13 protein-coding genes are annotated in these 14,291 nt (G+C 71.3%); 8 read left to right on the top strand and 5 right to left on the bottom strand.

All coding sequences use genetic code 11. The annotated features are described in order from the left end of the window. The first annotated feature begins 86 nt into the window (after window positions 1-86). Window positions 87-659 carry a helix-turn-helix domain-containing protein gene (locus ABZ495_RS19915; protein ID WP_359837216.1) on the top strand — a complete coding sequence of 191 codons (573 nt, stop codon included), beginning with the start codon at window positions 87-89 and terminating at the stop codon, window positions 657-659. A 37-nt stretch (window positions 660-696) separates the two neighbouring features. On the opposite strand, the gene ABZ495_RS19910 is transcribed toward ABZ495_RS19915, so the two are convergent. After that, a complete protein-coding gene (locus tag ABZ495_RS19910) occupies window positions 697-1,110 on the bottom strand; it encodes a M23 family metallopeptidase (RefSeq protein WP_359837189.1) in 414 nt (137 codons plus the stop codon). A gap of 1,043 nt (window positions 1,111-2,153) precedes the next feature. On the opposite strand from ABZ495_RS19910, the gene rpsB reads away from it, so the two are divergent. The 6 genes from rpsB to rlmN all read left to right on the top strand — a co-directional run bounded on the left by rpsB (window position 2,154) and on the right by rlmN (window position 8,308). Beyond that, entirely contained in the window at window positions 2,154-3,077 is a 924-nt protein-coding gene (gene rpsB, locus ABZ495_RS19905) for a 30S ribosomal protein S2 (protein WP_329489779.1), read from the top strand. 129 nt (window positions 3,078-3,206) lie between these two features. Further along, complete coding sequence (tsf, locus tag ABZ495_RS19900) at window positions 3,207-4,046, top strand: translation elongation factor Ts (RefSeq protein WP_329489780.1); 840 nt, start codon at window positions 3,207-3,209, stop codon at window positions 4,044-4,046. A 262-nt stretch (window positions 4,047-4,308) separates the two neighbouring features. Next, window positions 4,309-5,073, top strand: coding sequence for a UMP kinase (gene pyrH, locus ABZ495_RS19895; RefSeq protein WP_329489781.1), 765 nt, complete (start codon window positions 4,309-4,311; stop codon window positions 5,071-5,073). Window positions 5,074-5,200: 127 nt separating this feature from the next. Continuing rightward, window positions 5,201-5,758 carry a ribosome recycling factor gene (gene frr / locus ABZ495_RS19890; RefSeq protein WP_329489782.1) on the top strand — a complete coding sequence of 186 codons (558 nt, stop codon included), beginning with the start codon at window positions 5,201-5,203 and terminating at the stop codon, window positions 5,756-5,758. Beyond that, window positions 5,758-7,095 (top strand): phosphatidate cytidylyltransferase, encoded by a 1,338-nt coding sequence (locus tag ABZ495_RS19885; RefSeq protein WP_359837187.1) that lies wholly within the window; start codon window positions 5,758-5,760, stop codon window positions 7,093-7,095. The genes frr and ABZ495_RS19885 overlap by 1 nt, the downstream gene beginning before the upstream one ends. Window positions 7,096-7,207: 112 nt before the next feature. Further along, window positions 7,208-8,308, top strand: coding sequence for a 23S rRNA (adenine(2503)-C(2))-methyltransferase RlmN (gene rlmN / locus ABZ495_RS19880; RefSeq protein ID WP_329489784.1), 1,101 nt, complete (start codon window positions 7,208-7,210; stop codon window positions 8,306-8,308). A 49-nt stretch (window positions 8,309-8,357) separates the two neighbouring features. Here the strand turns inward: rlmN and ABZ495_RS19875 are convergent, their stop codons facing one another. The 4 genes from ABZ495_RS19875 to ABZ495_RS19860 all read right to left on the bottom strand — a co-directional run bounded on the left by ABZ495_RS19875 (window position 8,358) and on the right by ABZ495_RS19860 (window position 12,408). Then, the gene (locus ABZ495_RS19875) at window positions 8,358-9,509 is read right to left on the bottom strand and encodes a hypothetical protein (protein ID WP_352291669.1); all 1,152 of its coding nucleotides are present in this window, start codon (window positions 9,507-9,509) and stop codon (window positions 8,358-8,360) included. A 27-nt stretch (window positions 9,510-9,536) separates the two neighbouring features. Continuing rightward, window positions 9,537-10,331 carry an ABC transporter ATP-binding protein gene (locus ABZ495_RS19870; RefSeq protein ID WP_359807836.1) on the bottom strand — a complete coding sequence of 265 codons (795 nt, stop codon included), beginning with the start codon at window positions 10,329-10,331 and terminating at the stop codon, window positions 9,537-9,539. Window positions 10,332-10,543: 212 nt separating this feature from the next. Further along, window positions 10,544-11,938 (bottom strand): aspartate aminotransferase family protein, encoded by a 1,395-nt coding sequence (locus tag ABZ495_RS19865; protein ID WP_329489787.1) that lies wholly within the window; start codon window positions 11,936-11,938, stop codon window positions 10,544-10,546. Next, a complete protein-coding gene (locus tag ABZ495_RS19860; RefSeq protein ID WP_030306695.1) occupies window positions 11,935-12,408 on the bottom strand; it encodes an Lrp/AsnC family transcriptional regulator in 474 nt (157 codons plus the stop codon). The genes ABZ495_RS19865 and ABZ495_RS19860 overlap by 4 nt, the downstream gene beginning before the upstream one ends. A gap of 268 nt (window positions 12,409-12,676) precedes the next feature. On the opposite strand from ABZ495_RS19860, the gene ABZ495_RS19855 reads away from it, so the two are divergent. Then, the gene (locus tag ABZ495_RS19855) at window positions 12,677-14,152 is read left to right on the top strand and encodes a gamma-aminobutyraldehyde dehydrogenase (RefSeq protein ID WP_352291673.1); all 1,476 of its coding nucleotides are present in this window, start codon (window positions 12,677-12,679) and stop codon (window positions 14,150-14,152) included. Window positions 14,153-14,291: the final 139 nt, after the last annotated feature.

Here is a 14,291-nt window from a genome sequence, read left to right as displayed (position 1 = left end):
CCACGCACCCCGTCATGCGCGGCGCCGTATCGGCGGGGTGTAGGGCTCCGTACAGTGGGACAGTGCCGAAGATCCGAGCGGCCACTTTGGCCGAGCACCGACAGCTGCAGCGGGCAGCCCTTCTCGATGCTGCCCGCAGCCTGCTCACCGAGGGGGGAATGGATGCCCTGACCTTCCCCGCGCTCGCGGCGCGCACCGGTCTGGCGCGGTCCTCGGTCTACGAGTACTTCCGTTCCCGCGCCGCCGTGGTCGAGTTGCTCTGCGAGGTCGACTTCCCGCTCTGGGCGGCCGAGATCGAGGCCGGGATGGAGAGCTGCGACACCGCGGCGGCCCGGATCGAGGCCTACGTCCGAGGTCAGCTCGCGCTGGCCGGGGACCCTCGGCACCGGGCGGTGGCGGCGATCTCGGCGCTGGAGCTGGACGAAGCGGCGCGCGAGCGGATTCGGGCGGCCCACGGCAAGCTCGTCGGCCTGGTGGTCCAGGCCCTCCAGGACCTCGGTCACGAGCAGCCGCGGCTGGCTGCCGGGCTGCTCCAGGGAATCGTGGAGGCCGCCGTTCGGCAGGCCGAGCAGCGTCCTGCCGGTGGACCGGCCCCGAGTCAGGAAGTGATCGCGGACGCCGCGGTCGCGCTCGCCCTGCACGGCCTGGGCGGGAGCTGACCGAGCCGGTCCCGGCGCTCCCGTCCGTGCACCGGTCTCAGTGCTCCCGTCCGAGCGGGAGCAGTCGGGCCGCACCGGCTCCGAAGAGGGCCAGGGGATCGAGGTACCGGTCGCCGCGCAGCAGCCCCCAGTGCAGGCAGTCGTGGCCGGCGCAGTGGACGGCCCCGGGGGTGAGCTGCCCGATCACTTCGCCGGCCGTGACGGTGGTGCCGGTGGCGAGGCTCCCGGTGACCGGCAGATAGGTGGTCCGCAGCGGCGGAGATCCTGAGGCCGGGTGGGTGACGGTGACCACCGGTCGGCCTGCCACCAGGCCGGAGAAGGAGACCACCCCGGGGGCGGCCGACCGGATGTCCGCACCACCCGTGGCGGCGAGATCGACGCCCCGGTGTCCGGCGGCCCATGGTGTGGCCGGTGCCTCGAAGCGCCTGACCAGCCCACCCGGGCCGCCCACCGGCCACACCCGTCCGCCCCCGGGACTGGCGCCGCCCCCGGAACCGGCACCGCCCCCGAGACTGCCGCTGGCACTGGCACTGGCACCGGCATCCACGGAGTCGCGAGAGCCGTGCCCCGCCGTCTCGGCGGCATGGCCCGCCGGCCCCGGCAGAACGGTCAGCAGCAGGGCCGTCACCGTCACAAGCGCGAGCAGCAGCCGGCGGTTGGGTCCGGGCCCCGGCCCGAGTGGCGGGGGCGACGACAAGCCCCCGACCCCGCCGAGGGTGCCGGACGACGCGGTGGTGGACGACGTGATCCCGGACGGCGCGGCGGGGGAGACGGGCGGAACGAACGGAGCGGTGGCTTCCAGGGCGGTTGTCATGCCGCCGAGGTTCTCCGGGGTGCGCGAGCCCGACCAGCCCCACCCCGATTCCTGTGGACAACCGGGCCCTGTGGACAGCCGCCATCCCTCCCACGGGTGACGCGCCCCGAGTGCACCCCCGGCGCGAGCTCCTCCGAGCACGCCCCCACGCCCCCGCACCCACCCCTGCACGCACCCCCTCGCCCCCCACCCCCCCCGGCGTCCCTACCCCAGCCCGGGCCAGGCCGCCCCACCGCCCCCGCCGTCCTGCGCCCGCCCACCGCCCCACCGGCCGTCCCGGCGCGGTCCCGTCCACCCTCCCTCCCGCTTCCCCGCCCGCCTCCCCACCGACCTCCCGTCCCTGTGGAGTCGCCCGCGGCTCGGCGCTTCCCGTACACTTCACACGCGACCCGGTCCGCCGGGTCGACTTCGCACGCCCCGCCACCGGTGGACGGATGCGGCTCAGCCGCCGCCCCCGCCAGGTGCGAGTGCCGCTCGGTCCGCCGAGCCCGAAGGGTCTCCGGACCACTCGGGCCGAAGCGGCTCGGCACGTTCGGGGCGTCAGGCGTGACTGTCACCTGACTGTCACGGACAAAACCGAGCCTGACCCGGCCGTACGCAGACGCCGAGCGGGGAGCGCCACCGCGCGACCCACCACGTCGACTGCGCGGAGCCGGGCGCAACACCTTAGGAGTACGGCTATGGCCGTCGTCACGATGCGGGAGCTGCTGGAGAGCGGCGTCCACTTCGGTCACCAGACCCGCCGCTGGAACCCGAAGATGAAGCGCTTCATCATCACGGAGCGCAACGGCATCTACATCATCGACCTCCTGCAGTCGCTGAACTACATCGACCGCGCCTTCGAGTTCATCAAGGAGACCGTTGCCCACGGCGGCAGCGTCCTCTTCGTCGGCACGAAGAAGCAGGCCCAGGAGGCCATCGCCGAGCAGGCCACCCGCGTGGGCATGCCCTACGTGAACCAGCGCTGGCTCGGCGGCATGCTGACCAACTTCCAGACCGTCTACAAGCGCCTTCAGCGGATGAAGGAGCTCGGCGAGATCGACTTCACGGACGTGGCCGGCTCCGGCCTCACCAAGAAGGAGCTCCTGGTTCTGGAGCGCGAGCACACCAAGCTCGAGAAGACCCTCGGCGGTATCCGCGACATGCAGCGCGTTCCCAGCGCCGTCTGGATCGTGGACACCAAGAAGGAGCACATCGCTGTCGGCGAGGCCCGGAAGCTCAACATCCCGGTCGTCGCGATCCTCGACACCAACTGTGACCCCGACGAGGTCGACTACAAGATCCCGGGCAACGACGACGCGATCCGCTCCGTCACCCTGCTGACCCGTGTGATCGCCGACGCCGTCGCCGAGGGCCTCAAGTCCCGCGCGGGTGTCGCCAAGGGCGACGCGAAGGCCGAGCCGGGCGCCGACCAGCCGCTGGCCGACTGGGAGAAGGACCTCATCGAGGGCGAGAAGAAGGCTGAGGAGGCTCCGGCCGCCGACGCCGACGCCGCCACCGAGGCCCCCGCCGCCGAGGCTGCTGCCGAGGTCGAGGCCCCCGCCGCCGAGGCCCCCGTCGCCGAGGCTGCGGCCGCCGACGAGGCTCCGGCCGAGCAGGCCTGACGTACCAAGGGTGAGGGGCACTCGCCGGTACGACACCGGTAAGTGCCCCTCTCTCCCGTGCCGGGACCGAACCAGCGGTCCCGGCACAACCCCACGCAGACACGCGAGACGCGAGAAGAGATTCACACCATGGCGAACTTCACCGCCGCGGACGTCAAGAAGCTCCGTGAGCTCACCGGCGCCGGCATGATGGACTGCAAGAAGGCTCTGGACGAGGCCGAGGGCAACGTCGACAAGGCCGTCGAGCTGCTGCGCATCAAGGGCCAGAAGGGCGTCGCCAAGCGCGAGGGCCGTGACGCCTCCAACGGCGCCGTCGCCGCGCTGATCGCCGAGGACAAGAAGTCCGGCGTTCTGGTCGAGATCAACTGCGAGACCGACTTCGTCGCCAAGGGTGACAACTTCGTGCAGGTCGCCGACGCGATCGCCGCCCACGTCGCCGCGTCCGCTCCGGCCGACCTGGACGCCGCGCTGGCTTCCGAGATCGAGCCCGGCAAGACCGTCCAGCAGTTCGTGGACGAGGCCAACGCGACCCTGGGCGAGAAGATCGTCTTCCGACGCTTCGCCCAGTTCGCGGGTGACGGCTTCGTCGCGGTCTACCTCCACAAGACCAGCCCCGACCTCCCGCCGGCCGTCGGCGTCCTGGTCGAGCTGGACAAGGAGAACGCCGAGGTCGCCAAGGACGTCGCGCAGCACATCGCCGCCTTCGCGCCGAAGTACCTCTCCCGCGAGGACATCCCGGCCGAGGACATCGAGAACGAGCGTCGCGTCGCCGAGGCCACCGCGCGCGAGGAGGGCAAGCCCGAGGCTGCCCTGCCGAAGATCGTCGAGGGTCGCGTCACCGGCTTCGTGAAGGAGTTCTCCGTCCTGGAGCAGGCCTTCGCGAAGGACAACAAGAAGACCGTCGCCAAGGTCCTCGAGGAGAACGGCGTCGCCCTCAAGCGCTTCGCCCGCTTCCGCGTCGGCGCCTGAGCCACGTTCCACCGGACTCCCGGCACGTTTAGGCTGGGAACCGCCCCCGCCCGCTGACCAGGGCGGGAGGGACGCGCCGAACGGGCTCACCCAGCGTCATCCGTCTATGGGCGGGCCGCGTCGGCACCATGAACGACGAGGAGGCCATTGCCGTGCAGGACACCGTACCGGTTCCCGCGGCAGTGGCCTCCTCGCGTGTACGCGCAGGTCGGGGATCCGCACACCCGCGCCTGTGAACCAGTAGGTGTAGAAGGAGAAGTCCATGCAGGAGACGCAGGAGACCGCGCAGGACCCCCAGGCCGGCTCGCCCCGCCGGGTGCTGCTGAAGCTGTCCGGTGAGGCTTTCGCCGGTGGCGGCGGGCTCGGCGTCGACCCGGACGTCGTGCACGCGATCGCCCGTGAGATCGCCACGGTCGTCCGCGCCGGTACCGAGGTCGCGGTGGTCATCGGTGGTGGCAACTTCTTCCGCGGCGCCGAACTCCAGGTGCGCGGCATGGACCGGGCCCGCTCCGACTACATGGGCATGCTCGGCACCGTGATGAACTGCCTGGCGCTGCAGGACTTCCTGGTCAAGGAGGGCATCGAGACCCGGGTCCAGACCGCGATCACCATGGGCCAGGTCGCCGAGCCGTACCTGCCGCTGCGCGCCGTCCGGCACCTGGAGAAGGGCCGTGTGGTGATCTTCGGCGCCGGTATGGGCATGCCCTACTTCTCCACCGACACCACGGCCGTCCAGCGTGCGCTGGAGATCCACGCGGACGTGCTGCTGATGGGCAAGAACGGCGTGGACGGCGTCTACGACTCCGACCCCCGGACCAACCCGGACGCGGTCAAGTTCGACGCGCTGGAGTACTCCGAGGTCATCGCGCGCGACCTCAAGGTCGCCGACCTCACCGCGATCACGCTGTGCAAGGACAACAACCTCCCGATGCTCGTCTTCGAGCTGCTGGCGGAGGGCAATATCGCGCGTGCGGTGAAGAGTGAGAAGATCGGCACACTCATCAGCCAGGATTCTGTCCGGGCCTGAGCAGCAATCAGCCGAACGGGACGGCGTCGCTACGCCGGCACCGCGTTCGGCGGCCGCCACACCGCGACCGGCTTCGACACCGACACCGGTCGGGACAACAGCAGATGAACCGGACAGGGAGTACACAGTGATCGAAGAGACCCTCCTCGAGGCCGAGGAGAAGATGGAGAAGGCCGTCGAGGTCGCCAAGAACGACTTCGCCGCCATCCGGACCGGCCGTGCGCACCCGGCGATGTTCGCCAAGATCGTGGCCGAGTACTACGGCGCCGTGACGCCGATCAACCAGCTGGCCTCGTTCTCCGTGCCGGAGCCGCGGATGGCCATCGTCTCGCCGTTCGACAAGACCGCGCTGAAGGCCATCGAGCAGGCGATCCGCGACTCCGACCTCGGCGTCAACCCGTCCAACGACGGGTCCATCATCCGGGTGGTGCTCCCCGAGCTCACCGAGGAGCGTCGCCGCGACTACATCAAGGTCGCCCGCGGCAAGGGCGAGGACGCGAAGGTCTCGATCCGTTCCGTGCGCCGCAAGGCCAAGGACGGCATCGACAAGCTGGTCAAGGACGGCGAGATCGGCGAGGACGACGGCCGTCGCGCCGAGAAGGAGCTCGACGACACCACGGCCAAGTACGTGGCCGCCGTCGACGAGCTGCTGAAGCACAAGGAAGCCGAGCTGCTCGAAGTCTGATGAACGACGCCCCTGACGCCCCTGGCTACTGGGGCCCATCCGATCAGCAGCACCAGCAGTACCAGCCGCACCCCCCGTACCGGCCGGCGCACGCGCCGCAGCCGGCCGCACCGGGCGCTGCGGGTGACCCCGGCCACCGAACGGGTCACTCGCAGCAGCCTCCGGTGTACTGGGGCGGTGACGCGGAGGAGACTCAGGTCATGCCCCCCGTGCCGGCCGACCCAGGGCCCGACCCCGTCGAGGGGCCGACCCGGGAGGCCGGTCGGCTGAGCGGACCGCTGTTCCGGGACGAGCAGCCCCGGACGGCGGTGCCGGGCGCGGCGGAGACGGTCGTGCTGCGCGCGATCACCGACGAGACCGCCCCGGCTCCCGGCCGCGGCGGCCCGCCGTACCCGGGCGTCCCGGCGTACTCCGCGCCGCCGCAGAGCCACCCGGCGGCCGGGCAGCCCCACCCTGTGCCGTTGTCCCACCCAGGGCAGGAGACACCCGTGGCCCAGCCCGCTCCGCAGCCGCAGCCCCGCAAGCAGCGCGGCGGTCGCAACCTCCAGGCCGCGATAGGCGTGGGCGTCGGCCTCGGCGCGGTGATCATCGCCTCGCTGTTCGTGGTGAAGGCGCTGTTCCTGTTCGTGGTGATGGCGGCCGTGTCGGTCGGGATCTGGGAGCTGACCAGCCGGCTGGCCGAGCGCAAGCAGATCAAGGCGCCACTGGTCCCGCTGGTCGCGGGCGGCATCGCGATGATCGCCAGCGGGTACTGGGCCGGCGTCCAGTGGGCGGCGGCCTCGCTGGCGCTGACCGGCCTGGCGGTGATGGTCTGGCGGATGGCCGAACCGCCGGAGAACTACCTGCGGGACATAACGGCGGGCATCTTCACCGCGTTCTACGTGCCGTTCCTGGCCACCTTCGTGGCGATGATGCTGGCGGCGGACGACGGCCCGCAGCGGATCGTGCTGTTCCTGATCGTCACCGTCTGCAGCGACACCGGCGCCTACGCGGTGGGCTACAAGTTCGGCAAGAACAAGCTCGCCCCGACGATCAGCCCGGGCAAGACCCGTGAGGGCCTGGCCGGCGGCATCGGCCTGTCGATGCTGGCGGGCGCGCTGCTGATGGAGCTGATCATCGACGGCGGCAGCTGGTGGCAGGGCCTGATCCTGGGCGGCTGCGCGGCGGTCGTGGCGACCCTGGGGGACCTGGGCGAGTCGATGATCAAGCGTGACCTCGGCATCAAGGACATGGGCACGCTGCTGCCCGGCCACGGCGGCATCATGGACCGGCTGGACTCGCTCCTGCCGACCGCCCCGGTGGTCTGGCTGCTGCTGGCGGCCTTCGTCGGCAGCTGAGCCGGCCGGGCGGATCCGAACGGTGGGAGCCGTCGAGGGGCTCCGGACGCCTGGCGTCCGGAGCCCCTCGGCCGTCTGGCGAGGTCCGAACGTCTGCGACACTGGATGAACCATGCCTAAGCCCGGAGAACTCACCTTTGTCGCGCCGCGTGGCGCCAAGCCCCCGCGACACCTCGCCGACCTGAGCCCCGTCGAGCGCAAGGAGGCCGTCGCCGAGCTGGGCGAGCAGCCGTTCCGCGCCAAGCAGCTCTCGAACCACTACTTCGGCCGGATGTCGAACGACCCGGCGAGCTGGACGGACATCCCCGCCGCCAGCCGGGAGAAGCTCACCGAGAGCCTGCTGCCCGAGCTGATGTCGGTGGTCCGGCACGTGTCGTGCGACGACGACAACACCCGCAAGACGCTCTGGAAGCTGTTCGACGGCACGCTCGTCGAGTCGGTGCTGATGCGCTACCCGGACCGGGTCACCATGTGCATCAGCTCGCAGGCGGGCTGCGGCATGAACTGCCCGTTCTGCGCGACCGGCCAGGCCGGGCTGACGCGCAACCTCTCCACCGCCGAGATCGTCGAGCAGATCGCGGCCGGGATGCGCGCGCTCAAGGAGGGCGAGATCCCGGGCGGTGAGGCCCGCCTCTCCAACGTGGTCTTCATGGGCATGGGCGAGCCGCTGGCGAACTACAACCGCGTGCTGGCCTCGATCCGCCGGCTCACCGACCCTGCGCCGGACGGCTTCGGCCTCTCCCAGCGCGGCATCACCGTCTCCACCGTGGGCCTGGTGCCGGCGATGAACCGCCTCGCGGACGAGGGCCTCTCCTGCCGCCTCGCGCTGTCGCTGCACGCCCCGGACGACGAACTGCGCGACGAGCTGGTGCCGGTCAACACCCGGTGGAAGGTCGCCGAGGTGCTGGACGCGGCGTGGAACTACGCGGAGAAGTCGGGTCGCCGGATCTCCATCGAGTACGCGCTGATCAAGGACATCAACGACCAGGCGTGGCGGGCGGACCTGCTCGGCCGGCTGATCAAGAACCACCGGGTGCACGTCAACCTGATCCCGCTGAACCCGACGCCGGGTTCCAAGTGGACGGCCTCCCGGCCCGAGGACGAGCGCGAGTTCGTCCGGCGGCTGCAGGCGCACGGCGTGCCCACCACCGTCCGTGACACCCGCGGCCAGGAGATCGACGGCGCCTGCGGCCAGCTCGCCGCGGCGGGCTGAGACACCGGGCCGGCCCCGCCGGGCCCGCCGGCCCGGTGCGCGCGCCGGTTCAGCGCAGACCGGCGGCCGCCAGCGCGGCGGTCAGCCCGCCGGTGACCAGCAGCACGGTGCCGACCGCGAGGGTCCGCAGAGCCACCGCACCGAACAGCAACCGGGGCGGGGTGCCGATTCGCAGCAAGGCGTCGGCGACGTCCCGGCGGGCGGTGCGGAGCTCGGCCAGCCGGGACACCACGGCGGCCACCGCGCAGCCCAGCACCAGACAGGCCTCGACGGCGGGCAGGGTGTCGGCGCTGCCGGGCACCCCGATCCAGTAGCGGATGGTGGTGAGCACCACCGCGACCGCCAGGGTGAGCACGGCCAGCGGCGGGCCGAGCCGGCGGGCCTGCGCGGTCAGCCCCCGTCCGGCGAGCAGCCGCAGCGGGGTCGGCCGGCCGACGGCCAGCAGCGTTCCGGTCCAGGACAGCAGCGGGCCGGTGAGCAGGGCGAGCCCGACGGCGCTCGCCGCCCAGCCGCCCAGCGCGGCGGTGCTGGTGGAGCCGAGCCCGGCCGGCAGGTGGATCGGGCGGCCGTCGGCGGCGGCGCCGGGACGCAGCGCGATGAGTTCCAGGGCGAGGCCGATCACGGCCAGTCCGACCGGCAGGGCGATCCGCAGGGGGCCGAAGCCGGTCGGTACGGGCTGCCGCCTGCCGGGCAGGGTCTCGGCGATCGGCACCGCGGCGGCCGCCGCGATCCCCGCGGTGAGCGGGACCAGGGCGATCAGCGTGACGGGCGCGGCGGCCGGTAGCGGAAGGCCCATGCCGACCTCGGGGGCGAGCGAGGGCCCGGCGATGTCGTTGCGCAGGACCAGGAAGAGCAGCAGGGTCAGCGCGGAGCCGAGGGTGCAGGCGAGCGCGATCTCGCCGGCGATCAGGGTCCGGATCCGGGCGGAGCCGGCGCCTGCCGCGGTGAGGCCGGTGATCCGTTCGGGGCGCCGGGCCGGTACCGCGCGGGCGGCCACGGCGGCGAACCAGGCGACCGCGGCGAGTGGGGGCAGGCACCAGAGCAGCCGGGCGACGGCGTCGGCGCCGCCCGCCGGGTCGCTCATCGCCCGGCCGAGGGCGCGCAGCAGGAACGCGGCGACGACCGCGCCGGCCAGCGCGGTGAGCAGCCAGCGGCCGAGGTCGGGCACCCGGTAGCCCCGGGCCAGACGGAGATAGAACACGTCGACTCTTTCAGCGGCGGGGCGGCGTCATCGGCGCGTGGCCGACACGGTGGACGCTCCGGTGGCTCCCGGCGCGGCGGCGGTTCCGGCGGTTCCGGCGATTCCGGCCGGTCCGGGGGTGCCGCGCGGGACGGGGGCGGCGGGGGCGGCCAGCCGTCCGTCGACGAGTGCGACGGCGCGGTCCGCGTACCGGACGAGCTCGGGGTCGTGGGTGGCCAGGACGAGGGTGAGCTGGTGCGAGCGGGCCGCGCTGGTCAGTATCCGCAGGATCTGGTCGGCGGCCTCGCGGTGCAGCGGCGCGGTCGGGTCGTCGGCGAAGACGACCGGGGGCAGCGGGGCGAGCGCGCGGGCGACGGCGATCCGCTGGCGCTGGCTCTGGATCAGCCGGTCGGGCCGCAGCCGGGCGATGTCGCCGATGTCGAGCCGCTCCAGCCACTCGGTGGCGGCGGTGTACGCGGCCTTGTTGCCGGCGCCGGCCAGCAGCAGGGGCAGGGCGACGTTCTCCCGGGCGGTCAGCTCGGGCACCAGGTGCGGTTCGGAGCCGACGAAGCCGAAGCGGTCGCGGCGCAGCCGTTCGCGGCCGGCCCGGCCGAGGGTGTGGACGGGGGCGCTGTTGAACCAGACCTCCCCCTCGTCGACCGGGATGAGGGCGGAGAGACAGCCGAGCAGGGTGCTCTTGCCGGAGCCGCGCGGGCCGGTGACCGCCAGCACCTCGCCGTCCCGGACGCCGAGCGAGATGCCGCGCAGGGCGGGGGTGCCGTGATGGGACTTGACGATCCCCCGGGCCCACAGCACGTCGTTGTCAGGCGGGGCCGCTGACATGAGGTTCCATCCTGGGTGGCCGCAGGGATATGACAGTCGTCAGATTAGAACGACCGGGGCCCGGCGCGGTGGCGGCGCACTGGCCCATCAGGGGCAAATCACCCGGAAACAGGCGTGTTTGGTCCGAGAGATCGTCCGGGAAACGCCGCAGGGCGGTCCCGCGGGGAGCGGGACCGCCCTGCGGCGGAGGGTGGGGAAGGAAGATCAGGTCGTCAGATCTTGGCCCACGCGTCGGTGAGGCTGGTCCGCAGGATCTGCTCGATCTCGTCGAAGGTCGACTGGTCGGAGATCAGCGGCGGGGCCAGCTGGACGACCGGGTCGCCACGGTCGTCGGCGCGGCAGTACAGGCCGTTGTCGAAGAGCGCCTTCGACAGGAAGCCGTAGAGCACGCGCTCGACCTCGTCGTCGTTGAACGACTCCTTGGTGACCTTGTCCTTCACGAGCTCGATGCCGTAGAAGTACCCGTTGCCGCGGACGTCGCCGACGATCGGCAGGTCGCGCAGCTTGTTCAGGGTGCCGAGGAAGTTCGCCTCGTTGTCCAGCACGTGCTGGTTCAGGCCCTCGCGCTCGAAGATGTCGAGGTTGGCGAGCGCCACCGCGGAGGAGACCGGGTGGCCACCGAAGGTGTAGCCGTGCAGGAAGGTGTTGTCACCCTTGTAGAACGGCTCGGCCAGGCGGTCCGAGATGATCGTGGCGCCGATCGGGGAGTAGCCCGAGGTCATGCCCTTGGCGCAGGTGATCATGTCGGGCTGGTAGCCGAACTTGTCGGCGCCGAACATGGTGCCCAGGCGGCCGAAGGCGCAGATGACCTCGTCCGAGACCAGCAGCACGTCGTGGCGGTCGCAGATCTCGCGCAGGCGCTGGAAGTACCCGGGCGGCGGCGGGAAGCAGCCACCGGCGTTCTGCACCGGCTCGACGAAGACGGCGGCGACGGTCTCGGCGCCCTCGTTGAGGATCGCCACCTCGATCTCGTCGGCGCACCAGCGGCCGTAGGCCTCGGGGTCGACGGTGCCGTCCGGGCCTTCGAGGAAGGCCGGGGCACGGTAGATGTTGGTGTTCGGGGCCTTGTGGGTGCCCGGCACCAGCGGCTCGAACGGGGCCTTCAGGCCCGGCAGGCCGGTGATCGACAGGGCGCCCTGCGGGGTGCCGTGGTAGGCGACCGCACGCGAGATGACCTTGTACTTGGTGGGCTTGCCGGTCAGCTTGAAGTACTGCTTGGCCAGCTTCCACGCGGTCTCGACGGCCTCGCCGCCACCGGTGGAGAAGAACACCTTGTTCAGGTCGCCCGGGGCGTAGTTGGCCAGGCGCTCGGCCAGCTCGACGGCCTTCGGGTGGGCGTAGCTCCACACCGGGAAGAAGGCGAGCTCCTTGGCCTGCTTGGCAGCGGCCTCGGCGAGCTCGACGCGGCCGTGGCCGGCCTGCACCACGAACAGGCCGGAGAGGCCGTCGATGTACTTCCGGCCCTTGTCGTCCCAGATGTAGGTGCCCTCGCCCCTGGCGATCGTCGGCACGGGGGAGTTCTCGTACGACGACATGCGGGTGAAGTGCATCCACAGGTGGTCGTAGGCGGTCTTGGAAAGGTCCTTCTGCGCCGGGTCGGCTGTCATCGGGTGCCCCAGGTGTAGGTCTGTTTCCGGAGCTTCAGGTAAACGAAGCTCTCGGTGCTCCGCACGCCGGGAAGCGCGCGGATGCGCTTGTTGATCATTTCGAGCAGGTGCTCGTCGTCCTCGCAGACCAGCTCGGCCAGGAGATCGAACGAGCCTGCGGTGCAGACGACGTAGTCGACCTCGTCGAGGGCGGCCAACGCGTCGGCGACGGGCTCGATGTCGCCCTCGACCCGGATCCCGACCATCGCCTGGCGGGTGAAGCCGACGGTGAGCGGGTCCGTGACGGCGACGATCTGCATCACGCCTTGGTCGAGCAGCTTCTGGACGCGTTGCCGTACGGCTGCCTCGGATAGGCCGACGGCCTTGCCGATGGCGGCGTACGGGCGGCGCCCGTCCTCCTGGAGCTGCTCGATGATCGCCTTGGAGGCGGCGTCGAGGGGAACGCTGGCGTTCCGGTCGCGGTTGGCCACGCCGCCACTGTGCCTGATCGGCCCTCTGTTCGCAAGCGCGGGATCTGCTGATTTCGTCGTGATCTTGGAAATCATGTACGGATTTCATTGCCGTGTCGAAGTTGTCCTGTCGATACCGGCTGTCGTACGGCTACCCTGGTCCGGTACGCGCGCGGCTTCGCAGCGCAGCGCGCGTTCCCCCGACAGTGGACCGCGCCGCGCCCGGCGCGGCCACTCGGCGCCCTTCGCCCGGCGGATCCGCCGACGTACCATGGCGCCGGAATCTGCAATGCCGCAGGCCCAGACCGAGGAGAGACCCGTGAGCGACCTTCGCACGCTGCGCAACTACATCAACGGTGAGTTCGTCGATGCGGCGGACGGCCGCACGCTCGACATCGTGGACCCCACCACCGGCGAGGTCTACGCGACGTCCCCGCTGTCCGGCGCCGCCGATGTCGACGCCGCGATGGCCTCCGCCGACGCCGCTTTCCCGGTCTGGCGCGACGCCACCCCGAGCACCCGCCAGAAGCTGCTCCTCAAGATCGCCGACGCGGTCGAGTCCCGTGCCGACGAGATCGTGGACGCCGAGGTCCGCAACACCGGCAAGCCCCGCGCGCTGACCCTCTCCGAGGAGATCGGCCCGATGGTGGACCAGATCCGCTTCTTCGCCGGCGCCGCCCGCCTGCTGGAGGGCAAGGCCGCGGGCGAGTACATGGACGGGATGACCTCGATCGTCCGCCGCGAGCCGGTCGGCGTCTGCGCCCAGGTCGCGCCGTGGAACTACCCGATGATGATGGCCGTCTGGAAGTTCGCCCCGGCCATCGCCGCGGGCAACACCGTGGTGCTGAAGCCGTCGGACACCACCCCGGCCTCCACCGTGCTGCTGGCCGAGATCATCGGCGGCATCCTCAAGGACATGGAGCTACCGGCCGGCGTCTTCAATGTGATCTGCGGCGACCGCGAGACCGGCCAGGCCATGGTCGAGCACCCCACCCCGGCGATGGCCTCCATCACCGGCTCGGTGCGCGCCGGCATCTCGGTCGCCGAGTCGGCGGCCAAGGACGTCAAGCGCGTCCACCTGGAGCTGGGCGGCAAGGCCCCGGTCGTGGTCTTCGAGGACGCGGACATCGCCGAGGCCGTCGAGGGCATCTCGGTCGCCGGCTTCTTCAACGCCGGCCAGGACTGTACGGCCGCCACCCGCGTGCTGGTGCACGAGTCGATCCACGACGCCTTCGTCGAGGCGCTGGCCAAGGCCGCGGCCGAGACCAAGACCGGTGGCGTGGACGACGAGGACGTGCTGTACGGCCCGCTGAACAACGCCAACCAGCTGAAGCAGGTCACCGGCTTCATCGACCGCCTGCCGACGCACGCCAAGGTCGAGGCCGGCGGCCACCGGGTCGGCGACAAGGGCTACTTCTACGCCCCGACCGTCGTCTCCGGGCTGAACCAGGACGACGAGATCATCCAGAACGAGGTCTTCGGCCCGGTCATCACCGTGCAGAAGTTCTCCGACGAGGACCAGGCGGTCGGCTACGCCAACGGCGTCGAGTACGCGCTGGCCTCCTCGGTCTGGACCAAGGACCACGCCCGCGCCATGCGGATGTCTCGCCGCCTGGACTTCGGCTGCGTCTGGATCAACACCCACATCCCGCTGGTCGCCGAGATGCCGCACGGCGGCTTCAAGAAGTCGGGCTACGGCAAGGACCTCTCCTCCTACGGGTTCGAGGACTACACCCGGGTGAAGCACGTCATGACTGCGATCTAGCAGGTCGTGACCGTTGGGCGGGGTATGACTGCGATCTAGCAGGTCGTGACCGTCGGGCGGAGTATGACCGCGATCTAGCAGGTCGTGACCGTCGGGCGGGGTGTGACTGCGATCTGGTCGGTTCGCTGCGATCCAGTCG

Source organism: Kitasatospora sp. NPDC005748, assembly GCF_040630735.1.
Classification (GTDB): Bacteria; Actinomycetota; Actinomycetes; order Streptomycetales; family Streptomycetaceae; genus Kitasatospora.
This window is presented reverse-complemented; position numbering and strand designations above follow the sequence as displayed.

What these genes read in the sequence shown, in the direction of transcription:
- ABZ495_RS19870 (WP_359807836.1), bottom strand. Translation starts at nt 10,331, where the DNA reads ATGTCAGCGGCCCCGCCTGACAACGACGTGCTGTGGGCCCGGGGGATC.
- ABZ495_RS19885 (WP_359837187.1), top strand. Translation starts at nt 5,758, where the DNA reads ATGAACGACGCCCCTGACGCCCCTGGCTACTGGGGCCCATCCGATCAG.
- ABZ495_RS19865 (WP_329489787.1), bottom strand. Translation starts at nt 11,938, where the DNA reads ATGACAGCCGACCCGGCGCAGAAGGACCTTTCCAAGACCGCCTACGAC.
- rlmN (WP_329489784.1), top strand. Translation starts at nt 7,208, where the DNA reads ATGCCTAAGCCCGGAGAACTCACCTTTGTCGCGCCGCGTGGCGCCAAG.
- tsf (WP_329489780.1), top strand. Translation starts at nt 3,207, where the DNA reads ATGGCGAACTTCACCGCCGCGGACGTCAAGAAGCTCCGTGAGCTCACC.
- ABZ495_RS19855 (WP_352291673.1), top strand. Translation starts at nt 12,677, where the DNA reads ATGCCGCAGGCCCAGACCGAGGAGAGACCCGTGAGCGACCTTCGCACG.
- pyrH (WP_329489781.1), top strand. Translation starts at nt 4,309, where the DNA reads ATGCAGGAGACGCAGGAGACCGCGCAGGACCCCCAGGCCGGCTCGCCC.
- rpsB (WP_329489779.1), top strand. Translation starts at nt 2,154, where the DNA reads ATGGCCGTCGTCACGATGCGGGAGCTGCTGGAGAGCGGCGTCCACTTC.